The sequence below is a fragment of the Streptomyces sp. NPDC014006 genome, assembly GCF_043088925.1.
In the GTDB taxonomy this organism is placed as follows: Bacteria; Actinomycetota; Actinomycetes; order Streptomycetales; family Streptomycetaceae; genus Streptomyces.
The window spans coordinates 878,371-896,957 of record NZ_JBICAJ010000001.1; the positions used below are offsets into that span (position 1 = coordinate 878,371).

At 71.9% G+C, this 18,587-nt stretch carries 15 protein-coding genes; 10 read left to right on the forward strand and 5 right to left on the reverse strand.

Features of this window, described 5'->3' with window-relative positions; all coding sequences use genetic code 11:
* Positions 1–166: 166 nt before the first annotated feature.
* The 3 genes from ACF1GV_RS04050 to ACF1GV_RS04060 form a co-directional block, all read right to left on the reverse strand.
* Positions 167–1,054 (reverse strand): alkaline phosphatase family protein, encoded by an 888-nt coding sequence (locus ACF1GV_RS04050; protein ID WP_391677587.1) that lies wholly within the window; start codon positions 1,052–1,054, stop codon positions 167–169.
* Between the two features lie 184 nt (positions 1,055–1,238).
* Positions 1,239–1,709 (reverse strand): VOC family protein, encoded by a 471-nt coding sequence (locus ACF1GV_RS04055; RefSeq protein WP_391677589.1) that lies wholly within the window; start codon positions 1,707–1,709, stop codon positions 1,239–1,241.
* A 128-nt stretch (positions 1,710–1,837) separates the two neighbouring features.
* The gene (locus ACF1GV_RS04060) at positions 1,838–2,308 is read right to left on the reverse strand and encodes a carboxymuconolactone decarboxylase family protein (RefSeq protein ID WP_391677591.1); all 471 of its coding nucleotides are present in this window, start codon (positions 2,306–2,308) and stop codon (positions 1,838–1,840) included.
* A 220-nt stretch (positions 2,309–2,528) separates the two neighbouring features.
* Between ACF1GV_RS04060 and ACF1GV_RS04065 the strand changes: the two genes are divergently transcribed.
* From ACF1GV_RS04065 to ACF1GV_RS04100, 8 genes are all read left to right on the forward strand, one after another.
* Positions 2,529–4,913, forward strand: coding sequence for a collagenase (locus tag ACF1GV_RS04065; protein WP_391677593.1), 2,385 nt, complete (start codon positions 2,529–2,531; stop codon positions 4,911–4,913).
* A gap of 56 nt (positions 4,914–4,969) precedes the next feature.
* A complete protein-coding gene (locus tag ACF1GV_RS04070) occupies positions 4,970–6,163 on the forward strand; it encodes an NAD(P)/FAD-dependent oxidoreductase (protein ID WP_391677594.1) in 1,194 nt (397 codons plus the stop codon).
* A complete protein-coding gene (locus ACF1GV_RS04075; RefSeq protein ID WP_391677597.1) occupies positions 6,160–6,480 on the forward strand; it encodes a (2Fe-2S)-binding protein in 321 nt (106 codons plus the stop codon). Before ACF1GV_RS04070 ends, ACF1GV_RS04075 begins: the two co-directional genes overlap by 4 nt.
* Positions 6,464–7,882 carry an NAD(P)/FAD-dependent oxidoreductase gene (locus ACF1GV_RS04080; RefSeq protein ID WP_391677599.1) on the forward strand — a complete coding sequence of 473 codons (1,419 nt, stop codon included), beginning with the start codon at positions 6,464–6,466 and terminating at the stop codon, positions 7,880–7,882. Before ACF1GV_RS04075 ends, ACF1GV_RS04080 begins: the two co-directional genes overlap by 17 nt.
* Entirely contained in the window at positions 7,879–8,784 is a 906-nt protein-coding gene (locus tag ACF1GV_RS04085; RefSeq protein ID WP_391677602.1) for a dihydrodipicolinate synthase family protein, read from the forward strand. The genes ACF1GV_RS04080 and ACF1GV_RS04085 overlap by 4 nt, the downstream gene beginning before the upstream one ends.
* Before the next feature lie 32 nt (positions 8,785–8,816).
* Positions 8,817–9,821 (forward strand): proline racemase family protein, encoded by a 1,005-nt coding sequence (locus ACF1GV_RS04090; RefSeq protein WP_391677605.1) that lies wholly within the window; start codon positions 8,817–8,819, stop codon positions 9,819–9,821.
* A 76-nt stretch (positions 9,822–9,897) separates the two neighbouring features.
* Positions 9,898–10,566 carry a GntR family transcriptional regulator gene (locus tag ACF1GV_RS04095; protein ID WP_391677607.1) on the forward strand — a complete coding sequence of 223 codons (669 nt, stop codon included), beginning with the start codon at positions 9,898–9,900 and terminating at the stop codon, positions 10,564–10,566.
* A 335-nt stretch (positions 10,567–10,901) separates the two neighbouring features.
* On the forward strand, positions 10,902–13,898 hold the full coding sequence (locus ACF1GV_RS04100) for a bifunctional [glutamine synthetase] adenylyltransferase/[glutamine synthetase]-adenylyl-L-tyrosine phosphorylase (protein WP_391677609.1): 2,997 nt from the start codon (positions 10,902–10,904) through the stop codon (positions 13,896–13,898).
* Positions 13,899–13,905: 7 nt separating this feature from the next.
* On the opposite strand, the gene ACF1GV_RS04105 is transcribed toward ACF1GV_RS04100, so the two are convergent.
* Complete coding sequence (locus tag ACF1GV_RS04105; protein ID WP_391677611.1) at positions 13,906–14,763, reverse strand: phosphatase PAP2 family protein; 858 nt, start codon at positions 14,761–14,763, stop codon at positions 13,906–13,908.
* A gap of 103 nt (positions 14,764–14,866) precedes the next feature.
* On the reverse strand, positions 14,867–15,901 hold the full coding sequence (locus tag ACF1GV_RS04110; RefSeq protein ID WP_391677612.1) for a LacI family DNA-binding transcriptional regulator: 1,035 nt from the start codon (positions 15,899–15,901) through the stop codon (positions 14,867–14,869).
* A 356-nt stretch (positions 15,902–16,257) separates the two neighbouring features.
* On the opposite strand from ACF1GV_RS04110, the gene ACF1GV_RS04115 reads away from it, so the two are divergent.
* A complete protein-coding gene (locus ACF1GV_RS04115; protein WP_391677615.1) occupies positions 16,258–17,529 on the forward strand; it encodes an extracellular solute-binding protein in 1,272 nt (423 codons plus the stop codon).
* 104 nt (positions 17,530–17,633) lie between these two features.
* Entirely contained in the window at positions 17,634–18,584 is a 951-nt protein-coding gene (locus ACF1GV_RS04120) for a carbohydrate ABC transporter permease (RefSeq protein WP_391677618.1), read from the forward strand.
* The last annotated feature ends 3 nt before the right edge of the window (positions 18,585–18,587 follow it).

An 18,587-nucleotide genomic window follows, 5' to 3' on the forward strand; every position in this document is an offset into this window, starting at 1 on the left:
CACGGCCGACCCCATCCCCGACCACCGGCGGGTGATCTGGCGGCCGGTGCGGGCGGGGAGCCGGGTGGGGGCGCCGGGGGCGGGGCGCCGCCGGGGGGGGGGCGGGGCGGCGCCGTCCGCGGACGCCGGCGCCGAAGCTGCGGCGCGGCTGTCCGCGACGTACACCTCAGGACGCCCAGATGCCGGTGATGTCCTGGGCGGAGGCCGCGTTGCCCGCGTGGGCGGTGAGGCCCTTCATGTCCTCCAGCGTGCGGAGCAGGTTGTAGTGGTTGTACGTCGTCGTCGAGGACGAGCCCGGGGTGACGGGCTGGCCGTACAGGACGGTCGGGATGCGGTTGCCGGACAGCTTGTTGTCCTCGTCGAAGGTGACCACCAGCAGGCTGTTGTGGGTCTTGGCCCAGGTGGCGTAGGCGCCGAGGTTGTTCTTCAGCCAGGTGTCACCGGTGGACACCGAGCAGTCGTGCATGTCGCTGCACAGGTTGGGCACGACGAAGGAGACGTCGGGCAGCGTCGAGTAGTCGGTGGGGAACTGCGCGAACGTCTTGGCCGACGAGGTCGGCACGTTGCTGAAGCCGAACCACGGGTTGTGCTTGCGGGCGTAGGTGCCGCTGCTGCACGTGGTCGAGCCCTGGCTCGGCAGCGTCTCGTTGTAGCTGGCCCAGGTCTTGCCGGCGCCGAGCAGTTCGGAGGCGAGGTTGGGGGCGGAGGAGAAGCCCGGGGTGTAGCAGCTGTCGTCGGTGATGCCCTGGGTGGAGCCGGAGAACAGGGCGAAGTAGTTGGGCTGGCTGGGGTGGGTTTCGCCGTACGACTGGGTCAGGTTGGCGCCGCCGGACTTCAGCGAGTTGATGTACGGGGCGCTGGAGGAGCCGATGACCTGACTGTAGGCGTGGTTCTCGAAGACCACGACGACCACGTGGTCGGGGGTGGGCACGGCGCCCGCGGCGTGCGCGGTCTCACCGCCGAGCCCGGTCCACAGGCCGACCGCGGCTGCGGCCAGGGCCGTGGCCGAGGCCAGGGCGGTACGGGCGCGGCGGTACACGGAACTGCCGGACACATCAACCTCCGGGTGGGGACGGGCGGGCTGGCGGTGCGGACAGAGCATGCACACGCCAATATGCCCGCGGCTCACGTGGGGCAACCCGGGGGATGAAGAGCGGATGAATTACCGGCCCTGGAGAGGCCCTGGGGAGGGCCTTGCGGGCCTGGGGAGGGCTGCGGGGCCTTCGCGGGCTGCGGGCCTAAGGGGTCTGGGTGGGTTGTGCGTCTTGTGCGGGCCTGGCCAGGCGGGCCAGCACCTGGTGCAGGGGTTCCCCGGCGCGGCGGCGGTATTCCTGGACGGCCCAGCCGTTGCCGTCGGGGTCCGTGAAGTACATGAACGTCGCCCCGTCGTCCGGCGCGTACCGGACCGGCTCGGAGACCTCGAGGCCGCGCCCGACCAGTTCCGCGTGGGCCGCTTCGATGTCGGCCACGCAGAGCTGGAGGCCCTGGTAGGAGCCAGGGGCCGGGCGGGGCCCCTTCGTCATCTCCCAGATGCTGTCGCCGAGGGCGATGGAGCAGCCGGAGCCGGGGGGCGTCAGCTGGACGATGCGCATGCCCGGCATGACCTCCGTGTCGATGTCGACGTGGAAGCCGACCTTGTCCCGGTAGAAGTCACGGGCCCGGTCGATGTCGCTCACGGGCAGGGGGATCACTTCGAGGGTGAAGTCCATCGTTCTCCTCCTCCTGGTGGTCCCCCCACGGAAGCGGAAAAGCGTGTGGTGCGCCACCGGATGCGCCGGCGGGGTGTGCCGGTCCCGGCGGGTTCGCCGGGGGGCACATGGGTTCGCCGGCGGGTTCGTCAGCCGAACATGCCCGGCCGGTAGTCGCCGGCCGGCTGGCGGACGAGGACGTTCATGCGGTTGTAGGCGTTGATCACGGCGATCAGGGAGACGAGGGCGGAGAGCTGGTCCTCGTCGTAGTGCTTGGCGGCGTTCTCCCAGACCTCGTCCGAGACGCCGGGACCGTCGGCGATCCGGGTGCCGTGCTCGGTGAGCTCGAGGGCGGCGCGCTCGGCGTCGCTGAACACCGTGGCCTCCCTCCACGCGGCGATGAGGTTGAGGCGGACGGAGGTCTCACCGGCGTGGGCGGCGTCCTTGGTGTGCATGTCGGTGCAGAAGCCGCAGCCGTTGATCTGACTGGCACGGATCTTGACGAGTTCCTGGGTCGTGGCGGGGAGAGGGGAGTCGGCGACCACCTTGCCGGCGGCGTTGATGGAACGCAGGAACTTGCCGGCGACGGGGTTGGCGAAGAGGTTCAGTCGGGCGTTCATGGGGTGCTCCCTCGTGGTTCGTCAGTGCCTTTCGCTGGTCTGACGGACCCGGGGTGACCGGTGTGACAGGCGGCCGATGTGACCTGCGTCACGAGGGCCTGGGGTGGCCTCCGCGCCTGGGCTGCCCCAGCCCTGCGCGGCTGAGGTCCGCCAAGTCGCCTGACGTTGCGGCGACTTGGAATGCTGTCCTGAGGGGTTGTCAGTGCAATTTCACATTACTATGTTACAGCTCACATTGCAGTGGCATGCACGCCTCAAGGTAGCCACTCCCCACACCGAGGAGCCGCAGGTGTTCCACACGTCACGCCTGTTCCCGCTTCGGCGCAGATCGCTGCGCGCCGCTTTGCTCGCGGCAGCCGTCACCACCGCCCTGCTCGGCACGGCCAACGCCCCCACCGCCCAGGCGCACGAACGCACCGAGGTCACCCCTCACGCGGTCACCCCCGCCGCTCCGTCGCACGACGACGTGGCCCGCCTCGGCACCGCTCCGAGGCCTCGCACCTTCGCCGAGACCGCCCCCGGCGGCCGTCGTGCCGACGGCCGTGTCCCCGGCCCGGTGACGAAGTCCCCGTCGCCGGCCGCCGCCTGCACCCTGGACGACGTCACCCGCCTCGATCCGGAGCGCTTCGCCGACTTCCTCGCCGAACCGGCCGTCACCGCCGACGGCTGTCTGCGCACTCTCCTGTGGGCCTGGGACGCCCGGCTCGCGCCCGTCATGGACGACGCCCACGTCCAGGCCGTCGCCCGCCGTGCCGCCACTCTCGCCGCAGGTCACGACGGCCGAGACTCCAGCCACCTGCTGGAGATGTTCACCTACCTGCACGCCGTCGTGTACCACGACTTCTCGCGCGACGAGATAGACGTCGGCGACGCGCCCACCCAGGAGGCCATGCGGCGGGCGGTGTACTACTTCGGCACCGCCCGGCACACCTTCGACGTCACCCGTACCAACGCCGAGACCCTGCGCGAGGCCCTCTACACCGGCAGCGCCCCCGGTCTGCGCCAGTCCCAGCCCGGCCTGATCCGCAAGGTGCTGGCCACGCTCGACCGGTACCACACGGACACCTACGCCGATCCCTCCTGGGGCGGCGCCGTGCTCGCCGCGCTCAGCGTCAACTACCTCGGCCTTTACGAGGGCAACCACGACACCGCCTTCCAGGCCGTCGTCGCCCGCAACGACGCCTACCGGGACGCCTTCCGCCGGTTCGCCGGATACACCCACCTCAAGGGCACGCCCAACGAGTGGGCCGTACGGGACGCCCTGTCGGAGTACGGGCGCTTCGGCGTCGTCGCCTCCCTGCGCGAGAGGATCGTGCCTGACCTCGGCGCCCTGCTCACCCCTGTGACCGACACCTGGGGCCGCGGCAGCGCCCCCTGGGCGAAGGTCGTGTCCTGGCTCGGCTTTTACGGCGCCTGCAAGCCGTACGCCGTGTGCAAGGACGACATCGAGCGGCAGCTGTTCCCGTACACCTACAGCTACGACAACGGCGCCCTGAAGGTCCGCACCGCCCTCGACCGCGCCACCGTCGACCAGCTCTACTACGCGAGCAAGCAGGTCAAGACGCAGTTCCTGCGCGTGCTCGGCACCGAGGCGCCGCTGGGCGAGGACACCAACAGCGTTCTGACGATCGTGCTGTACGCCTCCCGCGCCGACTACGAGAACTACCACCCGTTGCTCACCGGCATGGACACGAACAACGGCGGCATCTACATCGAGCAGGGCGCGACTTTCTACACCTACCAGCGGCGCGTCCCGCAGGACTCGCGGCTCACGCTGGAGGAGCTGTTCCGCCACGAGTACGTGCACTATCTCAACGGCCGCTGGGCGGTGCCCGGTTACTTCGGTGAGGGCCCCTGGTACCAGGGTGACCGTACGACGGCGATGGACGAGGGCACCGCGGAGTTCTTCGACGGCTCGACCCGCGCCGGCGGCATCGCCGTGCGCAAGTCCCTGGTGCAGGGCGTCATCGCGGACACCGCGAACGGCACGCCGCGGATGAGCGTCGACCGGCTCCTGCACGCCACCTACGACGGCGACGGCTTCCGTTTCTACGACTACGCCGGCACCTTCTTCGAGTACCTGTGGAGCGAACACCCCTCCCTGCTGCGCGAGATGTACCGGTACCTGCGGGCCGACGACCCGGCCGGCTTCGACGCCTGGCGTGCCCGCACCGGGCGCGACGACGCGGTCCAACAGGGCTACGACGCCTTCCTGGACCGGCAGATCGCGCACGTCGACGGCCTGTACGTGCCGGACACCACCTACACACCGGACAGCGGGCTGCGCGAATCCACGGCCGAGGCGGTGCGCACCGCCTTCGCCGCCGCCACCTTCACCGACCCCGCCTGCACGGCGAACGGCGACCCGGCGATGCCCCGGTTCGTCTGCACCGGCCGCATCACCGCCCGGCTCGCCGACGCGGGCAGCGCCGACCAGGTCTTTCAGGACATGTCCGCCACCGTCGACCGCTTCCTGCTCGACCGGGCCGCGTCCGCCTCGCCCAACCTCGCCGACATGAACTGCACCTTCGGCGAGGTGGAGATCTGGGCCGACCGCACGGCCGGCACCGCGGACTTCGCCTGCGAAGGCCCGCTGCGCCGCTGATCGCACCGGGGCCACGGACCCTTGTGGCGCTCAGTACCATGTGAAATATTACTGACGTGCCCACGAAAGAGCCCGCACCTCTGGACGCCGTGATCGTCGGCGCCGGAGCGGTCGGGGCGGCGTGCGCGTACTACGCCACCCGCGCCGGCCTCTCCGTCGCGGTCGTCGACCGCGGACCCGTCGCCGGCGGCACCACCGGAGCCGGCGAGGGAAATCTCCTCGTCTCCGACAAGGAGGCGGGACCCGAGCTCGAACTCGCCCTGCTCTCCATCCGGTTGTGGCGCGAACTCGCCGCCGCCCTCCCACCGGAGGACGCCGTCGAACACGAGCTCAAGGGCGGTCTCGTCGTCGCACCCGACGAGACCGCCCTCACCGCACTGCGCGCCTTCGCCGCCGGTCAACGTGCGGCCGGCGTCGAGGCGTACGAGATCGGCTTCCGGCAACTGCCCGAACTGGAACCCGAGTTGGCCCCAGGTCCGGCCGGTGGCTTCCACTACCCGCAGGACGCGCAGGTACAGCCCGCCAAGGCCGCCGCCGCCCTGCTGCGCGCCGCCCGCCGCCAGGGCGCTCGCGTCCGGCTCGGCGAGGAGGTCACCGCCGTCCTCACCGACGCCCACGGCGCCGTACGCGGCGTCCGCACGCCGCGTGGCGACCTGCACGCACCCGCCGTCGTCAACGCCGCCGGCACCTGGGGCGGCCACCTCGCCGCACTCGCCGGCACCCACCTGCCCGTGCTGCCGCGCCGCGGTTTCGTCCTCGTCACCGAACCGCTGCCGCCCGGTCTGATCCGCCACAAGGTGTACGCCGCCGACTACATCGCCGACGTCGCCAGCGACACGGCCGCTCTGCAGTCCTCCGCCGTCGTCGAGGGCACCCCCGCCGGGACCGTCCTCATCGGCGCCACCCGCGAGCGCGTCGGCTTCGACCGCACCCTGTCCACCGAGGCCCTGCGCCGCCTGGCGAGCCAGGCCACCGCCCTCTTCCCCGCCCTGGCCGACGTGCACGCCCTGCGCGCCTACTGCGGCTTCCGCCCCTACCTGCCCGACCACCTGCCCGCGATCGGCCCCGACCCCCGCGTTCCCGGCCTCCACCACGCCTGCGGACACGAGGGAGCGGGCATCGGCCTCGCCCCGGCCACCGGCCTGCTCGTCAGCGCCGCGCTCACCGGCGCCGAACCGCCCGTGCCGATCGAGCCGTTCCGCCCCCACCGCTTCCCCCCGCCGGACGCCACCCCAGGAGCCCCCTCATGAGCCGCGTGCCGCGCACCCCGCTCGGCCTGGTGCGGGCCGAGCCCGAACCGCCGTACACCTTCACCTTCGACGGCCGCCCCCTCACCGCCCTGCCCGGGCAGAGCCTGGCCGCCGCCCTCTGGTCGGCCGGCATCCTGTCCTGGCGCACCACCCGGGGCACCGGGGCGCCGCGCGGAGTGTTCTGCGGGATCGGCGTCTGCCACGACTGCCTCGCCACCGTCAACGGCCGCCCCAACCAGCGCGCCTGCCTGGTCGCCGTACACCCGGGGGACACGGTCACCACCCAGGAGGGCACCGGCCATGACACCGACCGCTGACCTCGCCGTCGTCGGCGCGGGGCCCGCCGGGCTCGCCGCCGCCGTCCGGGCCGCCGATCTCGGACTGAGCGTCACCCTGCTGGACGCGGGGGAGCGGCCCGGCGGCCAGTTCCACCGGCACCCCGCGCCGGGCCTGCGCGCCGCCCGTCCCCAAGCCCTGCAGCGCGGTGGGCGGGACTTCGCCGGGCGGCTGCGGCGGCTGGACGGCGACCGTCTGACCTACCTGCCCCGCCATCACGTGTGGACCGTGGTCCGCGCGGGCGCGCACTGGCGGCTGCACGCCGTCGCCGGAGGCGACGAGACGCCCGCCACCGTCGAGGCGCGCGCCGTCCTGCTCGCCACGGGCGCTTATGAGCGTCAACTACCCTTTCCTGGCTGGACGTTGCCGGGGGTCGTCGGTGCGGGCGGTGCGCAGGCCATGCTCAAGTCCCACCTGGTGCTGCCCGGCCGGCGCATCGTCGTCGCCGGCAGCGGCCCCCTGCTGCTCGCCGTCGCCGGGTCACTGGCCGCCGCGGGCGTCCGCGTCCCCGCCGTCGTCGAGGCCGCCGACCACACCGCGTACACCCGCACCCTGCCCGCCCTGCTGCGCAACCCCGCCAAGCTCGCCGAAGGCGCCCTGTACGGCGCCGGTCTGCTGCGGCACGCCACCCGGCTGCTGTCCCGGCACGCCGTCACCGCCGCCCACGGAACGGCCCGCGTCGAAGCCGTCACCGTGACCCGGCTCGACCACGACTGGCGGCCCGTGCCCGGCACCGGGCGGCGCATCCCCTGCGACGCGCTCGCCGTCGGGCACGGGCTCGTCCCGCAGCTCGACCTCGCCACCGCCCTCGGCTGCGCCACCGGCCTGACCCCGGACGACACCCCGGCCGTGGTCGTGGACGCCGGGCAGGCCACCTCCGTGCCCGGTGTGTGGGCCGCGGGGGAGTCGTGCGGGGTGGGCGGGGCCGATCTCGCGCTCACCGAGGGCGAGATCGCCGCCGACGCCGTCGCCCACGCCCTGCGCGGCACCCCGCGCGACGCCCGCCGCACCGCCGCGCTCACCCGGCGCCGGGCCCGGCTGCGCGCCTTCGCCGACGCGCTGGCCGCCGCCCACCGGCCCGGGCCCGGCTGGGCCGACTGGCTCGACCCCACCACCGAGGTGTGCCGGTGCGAGGAGGTCACCGCCGGACTGATCCGCACGGCCGTCACCGAGTACGGCGCCCACGACGCCCGCAGCGTCAAGCTGCTCACCCGCGCCGGGATGGGCTGGTGCCAGGGGCGGATGTGCGGACAGGCCGTCGCACGGCTCGCCGGTGCACCCCCGGCCGCGGACCGTCGCCCGCTGTCCTGCCCGGTGCCCCTGCGGCACCTGGCCGCGCTGCCCGTCAGCCCCCCTTCACCCAGCGAGGAGTCCGAAGTATGACCGCACCCGACACCCGTACCCGCCCCTGGCACGGCGTCATGGTCGCCACCACCCTGCCGCTGCGCGACGACCTCTCCGTCGACTACGACGCCTACGCGCAGCACGTCGCCGACCTGATCGCGGCCGGCTGCGACGGCGTGGTCCCCAACGGCTCCCTCGGCGAGTACCAGACCCTCACCGACGACGAACGCGCCCGCGTGGTCCGCGTCGCCGTGGAGGCGGCCGGCGACGGCGCCCGGGTGATGCCCGGCGTGTCCGCGTACGGCAGCGCCGCCTCCCGCCGCTGGGCCGAGCAGGCCGCCGAGGCCGGCTGCGGCTCCGTCCTGCTGCTGCCGCCCAACGCCTACCGCGCCGACGACGCCACCGTCCGCGCCCACTACGCCGAGGTCGCACGAGCCGGGCTGCCGGTCGTCGCCTACAACAACCCCCACGACACCCGGGTCGACCTCGTTCCCGCCCTGCTCGCTCACCTGCACGCCGACGGACACGTCGTCGCCGTCAAGGAGTTCAGCGGCGACGTCCGCCGCGCCTACGAGATCGCCGAACTGGCCCCGGGACTGGACCTGCTCGTCGGCGCCGACGACGTCCTGCTCGAACTCGTCCTGGCCGGCGCCGTCGGCTGGATCGCCGGCTACCCCAACGCCCTGCCCGGCGCCTGCCTCACCCTCCACCGGGCCGCCGTCGACCGCGACCTCGACCTCGCGGTGCCGCTCTACCGCGCCCTGCACCCGCTGCTGCGCTGGGACTCCAGGACCGAGTTCGTACAGGCCATCAAGGCGTCCATGGACATCGCCGGCCGGCCCGGCGGCCCCACCCGGCCGCCCCGCTCCCCGCTCGCCGGGGAACAGGCCGCCGCCGTCCGCGCCGCCACCGAGAAGGCCCTCGCCGAGGGCCTCGACTGACCGCCGCCCGACCGACGTCCGGAGGACCCGCGATGCGCACCCGACACGTCTACCACGCCGTCGACTCGCACACCGAGGGCATGTCCACCCGGGTGATCACCGGCGGCATCGGGGTGCTGCCCGGTGACACCATGGCCGCGCGCCGCCGCCATCTGGTGGATCACCTCGACCATGTCCGCACCCTGCTGATGTACGAGCCACGCGGCCACTCCGCGATGAGCGGCGCGATCCTGCAACCGCCCACCCGCCCGGACGCCGACCACGGCGTGCTGTTCATCGAGGTGTCGGGCGCGCTGCCGATGTGCGGGCACGGCACGATCGGGGTCGCCACGGTGCTCGTCGAGACCGGGCTGGTGCCGGCCGTGGAGCCGGTGACCACGGTCCGGCTGGACACCCCCGCCGGGCTCGTCACGGTCGAGGTGCGGGTGACGGACGGCGTCGCGAAGGAGGTGACGCTCACCAACGTGCCGGCGTTCTGCGTGGCCCTGGAGCGGGTGGTGGACGTGCCCGGGTACGGCGCCGTCGGGTACGACCTCGCCTACGGCGGGAACTTCTACGCCTTCGTCCCGCTGGACGCGCTCGGGCTGCCCTTCGACCGGGGGCGCAAGGACGAGCTGCTGGCCGCCGGGCTCGCGATCATGGATGCGGTGAACGCGTCCCCGGACCGGCCGGTGCATCCGGAGCAACCGGAGATCGCCGGGCTCAAGCATGTGTATCTGATCGCGTCCGGCTCCGACGCGAGACACTCGCGGCACGCGATGGCCATCCACCCCGGCTGGTTCGACCGCTCGCCGTGCGGCACCGGAACCTCGGCGCGGATGGCGCAGCTGCACGCGCGTGGTGAGCTGGCGCTCAACGCGGACTTCGTGAACGAGTCGTTCATCGGGACGCGGTTCGTGGGACGGCTGGTCGGTCGGACCACCGTCGGGGGGCTGCCGGCGGTGGTCCCCACGGTCACCGGGCGGGCCTGGATCACGGGCACGGCGCAGTACTTTCTGGACCCGGACGATCCGTTCCCGGCGGGTTTCCTACTCTGAGGTGCCGCGAAGCGAACTGATCGCAGCCGATCGCGGTCCCGCAGTCCCGCAGTACCCGTAGCCGTGGAGGCAGACCATGGGTGGCCACCTGAAGCAAGCCAACCTCATCACCGCGCAGGAACGCCTGCGTGACCAGGTGGCCCACGCGCTGCGCGCCGCGCTGATCTCCGGTGAGCTGCAGCCGGGGCGGGTGTACTCGGCGCCGGCGCTGGCCTCCGACTTCGGGATCTCGGCGACTCCGGTGCGGGAGGCGATGCTCGACCTGGTCCGTGAGGGGCTCGTCGAACCCGTGCGGAACAAGGGGTTCCGGGTGACTGAGGTCAGTGCGCGGGATCTCGACCAGTTCAGCGAGCTGCGGGCGCTCATCGAGGTGCCGACGGTGGGGGCGGTGACGCGGTCCGCTCGGCGCGAGGAGCTGGAGGCGCTGCGGCCGGTGGCCGAGGAGATCGTGGCCAGCGCGCGCGAGCACGACCTGATCGGGTATCTGGACGCCGACCGGCGCTTCCATCTGTCGCTGCTGGGGCTGCACGGCAACGAGCGGCTGGTCGAGACGGTGGGCGACCTGCGCAAACGGTCCCGGTTGTACGGGCTGACGGCTCTTGATGCGCGGGGGATGCTGGTGCCTTCGGCGGAGGAGCATGTGGAGTTGCTGGATCTGATGCTGGCGGGGGATGCGGGGGCGGCGGAGGCGCTGATGAGCCGGCATCTGGGGCATGTGCGGTCGCTGTGGGCGGAGGGGGTGTGACGGGCCCCCGTCCTGTGACTGCGGGTTGCGTCGTGGCGGGTCGCGCCCACGCGGCGGAGCCGCATGTCGAATACAGCCCCGCGCCCCTTATATGCCTGCGGCGGCCCGTTGCTGTCCGGTGGGTGGCTGGTGTAGCGCCTTGTGTTGTCCGTGAGCCGGGGCGGGGTGTCCGCCCGCGGCGGCCGGCACCGGCACAGGGTGCCGTCGTCGGGGACGGGCGGCCGGACCGAGGACGGACACCCCCCGCCTTGACGGAGCCCGGCGGCAGCCACCCCGCTGAACTCCTCCGCGGGTGCGGTTAGGCTCGGGCCAGTACGACAAGAAGGAGGCCGGAGATGACGGCGCCCGGGCGCAGGAGCAGTACCTTTTCGCGGCTGCTGCGGCACGGATTCACCGACCCGTCCGCCGCCGAACGCCTCCTGGAGGGCGCCGGCCTCGCCCTCGTCCGCACCGACCCCGTCCTACTGGAAGCCCTCGGCGCCACCGCCGATCCCGATCTCGCCCTGCAGGGCCTCGCCCGTCTGCTGGAGGCGCAGCCCGATGCCACGGGCCGCCGGGAGCTGCTCGACACGGTGATAGCGGCCAAGCCGCTGCGGGACCGGCTGCTGGGCGTGCTGGGCGCGTCGGCGGCGCTGGCCGATCACCTCGCCCGGTATCCGCGGGACTGGCAGGCCCTGGTCACCTATGAGCCGTCCGACCTGCACCCCGGGCTCGTGGAGTTCGAGCACGGTCTGGAGGACGCCGTCGATCCCGTCTCGCTGCGCGTCGCCTACCGCCGCTGTCTGCTGTCCATCGCCGCCCGCGACGTGTGCGGCACCACGGACGTCGCCGAGGTCGCCGCCGAGCTGGCCGATCTGGCCACCGCGACGCTGCGCGCGGCCCTGGCCATCGCGAAGGCGTCCGCCCCCGAGGACGCCGCCGCCTGCCGGCTCGCGGTGATCGCGATGGGCAAGTGCGGCGGCAACGAGCTGAACTACGTCTCCGACGTCGATGTCATCTTCGTGGCGGAGGCGAGCGAGGGGACCGACGAGGGCAAGGCCCTGAAGGCCGCGGCCCGGCTCGCCTCGCATCTGATGCGGATCTGTTCCGAGACCACCGTCGAGGGGTCCATCTGGCCCGTCGACGCCAATCTGCGGCCCGAGGGGCGCAACGGGCCGCTGGTGCGGACCCTGGCCAGCCATCTCGCGTACTACCAGCGCTGGGCCAAGACCTGGGAGTTCCAGGCTTTGCTGAAGGCCCGGCCGGTCGCCGGTGACGACGAGCTGGGCCGGGCGTACATCGAGGCGCTGGAGCCGCTGGTCTGGCAGGCCGCCGAGCGGGAGAACTTCGTCGCCGACGTGCAGAAGATGCGGCGGCGGGTCGTCGAGAACATTCCCGTGGCCGAGGTGGAGAGGGAGCTGAAGCTCGGGCCCGGCGGGCTGCGCGACGTCGAGTTCGCCGTGCAGCTCCTGCAGCTCGTGCACGGGCGCGCCGACGCCTCCCTGCGCAGCGGTACGACGCTGGACGCGTTGCAGGCGCTCGCGGCGGGCGGCTATGTCGGGCGGGCGGACGCCGTGCAGCTCGACGAGGCCTACCGGTTCCTGCGGTCCATGGAGCACCGGATCCAGTTGTTCCGGTTGCGCCGCACCCATCTGGTTCCCGAGGACGATGCCGATCTGCGGCGGATCGGGCGGTCACTGGGGCTGCGCACCGACCCGGTGACCGAGCTGACCCGTGAGTGGAAGCGGCACACCGGTGTCGTACGACGGCTGCACGAGAAGTTGTTCTACCGGCCGCTGCTCGACGCGGTCGCCCAGCTCGCGCCGGGGGAGGCACGGCTGAGCGCCACGGCGGCCCGGGAGCGGATGATCGCCCTGGGGTACGCCGATCCGGCCGCCGCGCTGCGGCATCTGGAGGCGCTGGCGTCCGGCGTCACCCGCAAGGCAGCCATCCAGCGGACGCTGCTGCCGGTCCTGCTCGGGTGGTTCGCGGACTCCGCCGACCCGGACGCGGGGCTGCTGGGCTTTCGCAAGGTGTCCGACGCGCTGGGGAAAACCCCCTGGTACCTGCGGTTGCTGCGGGACGAGGGCGCGGCCGCGGAGAACCTGGCGCGGGTGCTGTCCGCCGGGCGCCTGGCCCCCGACCTGCTGATGCGGGCTCCGGAGGCCGTGGCGCTGCTCGGCGACGGGGACGGTGGCGGGCTCGAGCCGCGCTCCCGGGCCCATCTGGAGCAGGAGATCCTCGCGGCGGTGGGGCGCGCCGAGAACGCCGAGCAGGGCGTCACCGCGGCCCGTGGCGTGCGCCGCCGGGAGCTGTTCCGGACCGCTGCCGCCGACATCGTCGGTTCCTACGGCACCGAGACGCAGTCCGCCGAGGCCGACCAGGGCGCCCTGGTGGACCGGGTCGGCGGCGCCGTCTCCGATCTGACGGCCGCCACCATCGCCGGCACCCTGCGGGCCGTCGTGCGCGAGGGGTGGGGCGACACGCTGCCCACGCGGTTCGCCGTCATCGGCATGGGACGCTTCGGCGGACACGAGCTGGGCTACGGCTCCGACGCCGACGTGCTGTTCGTGCACGAGCCGCGGGACGGCGTCGACGAGAGGGAGGCCGGCGCGGCGGCGAACAAGGTCGTCGCCGAGATGCGGCGGCTGCTGCAGATCCCGCACTCCGACCCGCCGCTGCTGATCGACACCGATCTGCGCCCGGAGGGCAAGTCCGGGCCGCTGGTGCGCACCCTGAAGTCGTACGAGGCGTACTACCGCCGCTGGTCCCTGACGTGGGAGTCGCACGCGCTGCTGCGGGCCGAGCCGGTCGCCGGGGACGAGGACCTGGGGCGCCGGTTCGTCGAGCTGATCGATCCGCTGCGGTACCCGGCGGGCGGGCTCGGCGACGACGCCGTACGGGAGATCCGGCGGCTCAAGGCGCGGATGGAGTCCGAGCGGCTGCCGCGCGGCGCCGATCCGAAGCTGCACACCAAGCTCGGCCCGGGCGGGCTGTCGGACGTGGAGTGGACGGTGCAGGTGCTGCAGCTGCGGCATGCCCGGGAGATTCCGGGGCTGCGCACCACCCGGACCCGCCAGGCCCTCGCCGCGGCCCTGGACGCCGGACTGCTGTCGGCGGAGGACGCGGAGATCCTGGACGAGGCGTGGGTGCTGGCCACCCGGGTGCGCAACGCGGTCATGCTGGTGCGCGGGCGGGCCGGGGACACGTTTCCCACGGAGAGCCGCGAACTGGCCGCCGTCGGGCGTTATCTCGGATACGGCCCCGGGCACGTCGGGGACATGCTCGATGCCTACCGGCGTACGACGCGCCGGGCGCGCGGCGTCGTCGAGGAGCTGTTCTACGGCGCTTAGGCCCTGTCTAACGGCCGGCCGGTACCGGTTCCCGCGCTGCCTCGACGGCCACCTGCCTCGGCAGGGCGTACGGCAGCGTGCCGTACCACAGCCGTGCCACCGTGTAGCCGAAGCTCAGGCACAGGACGCCGCCCACCGCGTCCAGCCAGAAGTGGTTGGCCGTGGCCACGATGACCAGCAGGGTCGCCGCCGGGTAGAGCAGGCCGAGGACGCGCGCCCAGGGGGTCCTGGCGAGGGCGAAGATCGTCAGGCCGCACCACAGGGACCAGCCGATGTGCATCGACGGCATCGCCGCGTACTGGTTCGACATGTGCTTCAGGTCGCCGGAGGCCATCGAGCCCCACGTCTGGTGGACCATGACGGTGTCGATGAAGTGGCTGCCGTTCATCAACCGCGGTGGCGCGAGCGGATACAGATAGTAACCGACCAGGGCCACACCGGTCGTGGCGAACAGGACCAGTCTGGCCGCGCCGTAGCGCCCCGGATGGCTGCGGTACAGCCAGACCAGCACGCCGATGGTCACGATGAAGTGCAGGGTGGCGTAGTAGTAGTTCATGCCGATGATCAGCCAAGTCACCGAGTTCACGGCATGGTTGACGGACTGCTCGAAGGCGATGCCGAGGTGGTGCTCCAGCGCCCAGATCCAGTCGGCGTTGCGCAGCGCCTGCCCGCGCTGCTCGGGGACCGCGTTGCGGATGAGTGAGTACGTCCAGTAACTCACCGCGATCAGCAGGATCTCGAACCAGAGCCGCGGAGCCCGCGGGGCGCGCAACCGGCCGAGCGGGCCTGTCCGCGAAGCGGCCGTGACGGCCTGCGGGAGCGCCTCTTCGCGGCCTTCCGGGGTCGTCACGATCGTCTCACCCATGAGCACGAATTCTGCCAGAAAAGCCTTGTGCGACCGATCATCCTCCGGTCGGGTCCAAAGCGCACCTTCTCCACCCTGCGGACGATTTGGCCGCCGGAGCTCCCTACGGGCGGTTTCGGTCGCCCGGCGCCGAGGCGGTGGAGCCGCGCACCACCAGTTCCGGCATGAACACGAACTCGCTGTGCGGAGCGGGGGTTCCCCCGACCTCCTCCAGCAGGGTGCGCACGGCCGCCTGGCCCATCGCCGGGACAGGCTTGCGGACCGTCGTCAGGGGCGGGTCGGTGAAGGCGATCAGCGGCGAGTCGTCGAAGCCCACGACGGAGATGTCCTTCGGGACCTCCAGGCCCCGCTGGCGGGCCGCGCGTATGGCGCCGAGCGCCATCATGTCGCTGGCGCACACCACGGCCGTGCAGTCGCGGTCGATGAGCGCGGTCGCGGCCGCCTGACCGCCCTCCAGCGTGTACAGGGAGTGCTGGACCAGCTCCGTCTCGATCACGTCCGGCGCGAGGCCCAGCTGATCCTGCATGGCCCGCACGAACCCCTCGATCTTGCGCTGGACCGGCACGAACCGCTTGGGGCCGAGGGCCAGGCCGATCCGGGTGTGGCCGAGCGAGGCCAGGTGCGTCACCGCGAGCGCCATCGCGGCGCGGTCGTCGGGGGAGATGAACGGCGCCTGCACCTTGGGCGAGAAGCCGTCCACGAGCACGAACGGCACACCCTGGGCGCGCAGCTGCTCGTAGCGCTGCATGTCGGCGGTGGTGTCGGCGTGCAGCCCGGAGACGTAGATGATGCCGGCCACTCCGCGGTCGACGAGCATCTCGGTCAGCTCGTCCTCGGTGGAGCCGCCCGGGGTCTGGGTGGCGAGCACGGGGGTGTAGCCCTGGCGGGTCAGTGCCTGGCCGATGACCTGGGCCAGGGCCGGGAATATGGGGTTCTCCAGCTCGGGCGTGATCAGTCCGACGAGGCCCGCGCTGCGCTGCCGCAGCCGCACGGGGCGTTCGTAGCCCAGTACGTCGAGCGCGGCCAGCACGGACTGGCGGGTGGTGGCGGCGACGCCGGGCTTCCCGTTGAGGACGCGGCTGACGGTCGCTTCGCTCACCCCCGCCTGCGCAGCGATGTCCGCAAGCCGTGTGGTCACGGCACCGGACTGTACCGGCCGGATGCCGCCTTGCACACCGACCGGGCGCCGGGGACGGGCCGTCGGACGTCCCGCGGTGGGCTGCTGCGTCATCGCGCTCCCTTGTGCAATCGGTGGCAAGAGCTTGCAGAGTCTTTCACAGGGCGGCCCCGCCCCGCGCAACCCGCGTAAACAACAGTCTCACAGTGGTCTCATGTCGGTCGAGGCCCGATCACGCCCGGGTAACTTCGGAGATGTCTTGCACAATTTTGCTGCAAGGTCTTTCGTGACGCTTACATGGCTGTTACGTTCACGTCGCCCGACGGCGAGCAACGGCGCAGTCGGCACCACTCGGGCTTTCACCTCAAGGAGAACTCATGCGGCGTGGCATAGCGGCCACCGCGCTGGCGGCGTCCCTCGCGCTGGCGGCGACGGCCTGCGGCGGCAGCGACAGCGGCGACAAGGCCGACGGGCCGGTCACCATCACCTGGTGGGACACCTCCAACGCCACCAACGAGGCCCCCACGTACCAGGCCCTCATCAAGCAGTTCGAGGCGGCGAACAAGGACGTCAAGGTCAACTACGTCAACGTCCAGTTCGACCAGGCCCAGAACAAGTTCGACACCGCCGCCGGCTCCAAGGGTGCTCCCGACGTGCTGCGCTCGGAGGTCGGCTGGACCCCGGCCTTCGCCAAGAAGGGCTACTTCCTGCCGCTGGACGGCACCGAGGCCCTCGCCGAGAAGGACAAGTTCCAGGCGAGCCTGATCCAGCAGGCCCAGTACGAGGGCAAGACCTACGGCGTGCCGCTGGTCACCGACACCCTCGCGCTCGTCTACAACAAGCAGCTCTTCGCCAAGGCCGGCATCACCGCGGCGCCCAAGACCTGGGACGACCTGAAGAAGGACGCCGCCACCGTCAAGGACAAGACCGGCGTCGACGGCTACTGGGGCTCCACCCAGGCCTACTACGCCCAGTCCTACCTCTACGGCGAGGGCACCGACACGGTCGACGCCGCCGGCAAGAAGATCACCGTGAACTCGGCCGCCGCCAAGAAGGCTTACGGCACCTGGCTGAGCCTGTTCGACGGCAAGGGCCTGCACAAGGCCGACACCACCGCCGACGCCTACGCCCACATCCAGGACGCGTTCGTCAACGGCAAGGTCGCCGCGATCATCCAGGGCCCGTGGGAGATCACCAACTTCTACAAGGGCTCGGCCTTCAAGGACAAGGCCAACCTGGGCATCGCCACCGTCCCGGCCGGCTCCGCCGGCAAGGCCGGCGCCCCGACCGGCGGGCACAACCTGTCCGTCTACGCGGGCTCCGACGCCGCCCACCAGAAGGCCGCGCTGAAGTTCGTCAACTTCATGACCTCCGCGAAGGCGCAGACGCAGATCGCGCTGAAGAACTCCACGCTGCCGACGCGCGACGACGCCTACACCGCCGAGGTCAAGGCCGACCCGGGCATCGCCGGCTACCAGACCGTCCTGCCCGCCGCCCAGCCGCGCCCGGCGCTGCCGGAGTACAGCTCCCTGTGGGGCCCGCTCGACACCGAGCTGCCCAAGATCGCCGCCGGCAAGGAGTCCCTGGACAAGGGCCTGAGCAACGCGGAGACCGCGATCGCCAAGCTGGTCCCGGACTTCAGCAAGTGACCCCGCGTGGCCGCCGGATCCCCCGTCTTGAGCGGGGGGAGGGATCCGGCGGCCACCGGTCTGCGCGCCGTACTCCCTGATCGTCTTCGAAGGTGTCGAGAACCATGACAGTCACCCAACGTCTCAAGCACGGCTACCAGAAGCACTGGTACGCCTACGCGATGATCACCCCCGTGGCCGTCGTGCTCGGCGTCCTCGTGATCTATCCGCTGGTGTACGGCCTCTACCTCACGCTCACCGACGCCAACAGCCTCAACACCGCCCGGACGATCGGCGTCAACCACATCGACGCCGCCTACAAGTTCATCGGGCTGGACAACTACCAGGACATCCTCTTCGGCCCGACGGCGTACGACCGCTTCTGGTCGCACTTCATCTGGACGATCGCCTGGACCGCGCTGTGCGTCGCCCTGCACTACTCCATCGGCCTCGGCCTGGCGCTGCTGCTCAACCAGAAGCTGCGCGGACGCACCGTCTACCGGCTGCTGCTGATCGTCCCCTGGGCCGTGCCGACCTTCGTCACCGTCTTCGGCTGGCGGATCATGCTCTCCGACGGCGGCGTCGTCAACACCTTCCTCGACGCCCTGCACCTGCCCTCGCCGGCCTGGCTGGAGGACACCTTCTGGCAGCGGTTCGCCGCGATCATGGTCAACACCTGGTGCGGTGTGCCGTTCATGATGGTCTCCCTGCTCGGCGGCCTGCAGTCCATCGACGCCTCGCTGTACGAGGCCGCCGAGATGGACGGCGCGAGCCCCTGGCAGCGGTTCCGCTACGTCACCCTGCCCGGCCTGCGCTCGGTCAGCTCGACCGTGGTCCTGCTCGGCATCATCTGGACCTTCAACCAGTTCGCGGTGATCTTCCTGCTGTTCGGCGCGACCTCCGCGCCGGACGCCCAGATCCTCGTCACCTGGGCCTACTACCTCGGCTTCGGACAGCAGCCGCGTGACTTCGCCCAGTCCGCGAGCTACGGCATGCTGCTGCTGGCCATCCTGATCGTCTTCACCTCCTTCTACCGCCGCTGGCTGAACCGCAACGACCAGCAGCTCGCGATCTGAGGC

Coding starts and splice junctions, on each gene's coding strand:
- ACF1GV_RS04075 (WP_391677597.1), top strand. CDS start 6,160: ATGAGCCGCGTGCCGCGCACCCCGCTCGGCCTGGTGCGGGCCGAGCCC.
- ACF1GV_RS04060 (WP_391677591.1), bottom strand. CDS start 2,308: ATGAACGCCCGACTGAACCTCTTCGCCAACCCCGTCGCCGGCAAGTTC.
- ACF1GV_RS04090 (WP_391677605.1), top strand. CDS start 8,817: ATGCGCACCCGACACGTCTACCACGCCGTCGACTCGCACACCGAGGGC.
- ACF1GV_RS04095 (WP_391677607.1), top strand. CDS start 9,898: ATGGGTGGCCACCTGAAGCAAGCCAACCTCATCACCGCGCAGGAACGC.
- ACF1GV_RS04080 (WP_391677599.1), top strand. CDS start 6,464: ATGACACCGACCGCTGACCTCGCCGTCGTCGGCGCGGGGCCCGCCGGG.
- ACF1GV_RS04105 (WP_391677611.1), bottom strand. CDS start 14,763: ATGGGTGAGACGATCGTGACGACCCCGGAAGGCCGCGAAGAGGCGCTC.
- ACF1GV_RS04065 (WP_391677593.1), top strand. CDS start 2,529: ATGTTACAGCTCACATTGCAGTGGCATGCACGCCTCAAGGTAGCCACT.
- ACF1GV_RS04115 (WP_391677615.1), top strand. CDS start 16,258: ATGCGGCGTGGCATAGCGGCCACCGCGCTGGCGGCGTCCCTCGCGCTG.
- ACF1GV_RS04100 (WP_391677609.1), top strand. CDS start 10,902: ATGACGGCGCCCGGGCGCAGGAGCAGTACCTTTTCGCGGCTGCTGCGG.
- ACF1GV_RS04055 (WP_391677589.1), bottom strand. CDS start 1,709: ATGGACTTCACCCTCGAAGTGATCCCCCTGCCCGTGAGCGACATCGAC.
- ACF1GV_RS04085 (WP_391677602.1), top strand. CDS start 7,879: ATGACCGCACCCGACACCCGTACCCGCCCCTGGCACGGCGTCATGGTC.
- ACF1GV_RS04120 (WP_391677618.1), top strand. CDS start 17,634: ATGACAGTCACCCAACGTCTCAAGCACGGCTACCAGAAGCACTGGTAC.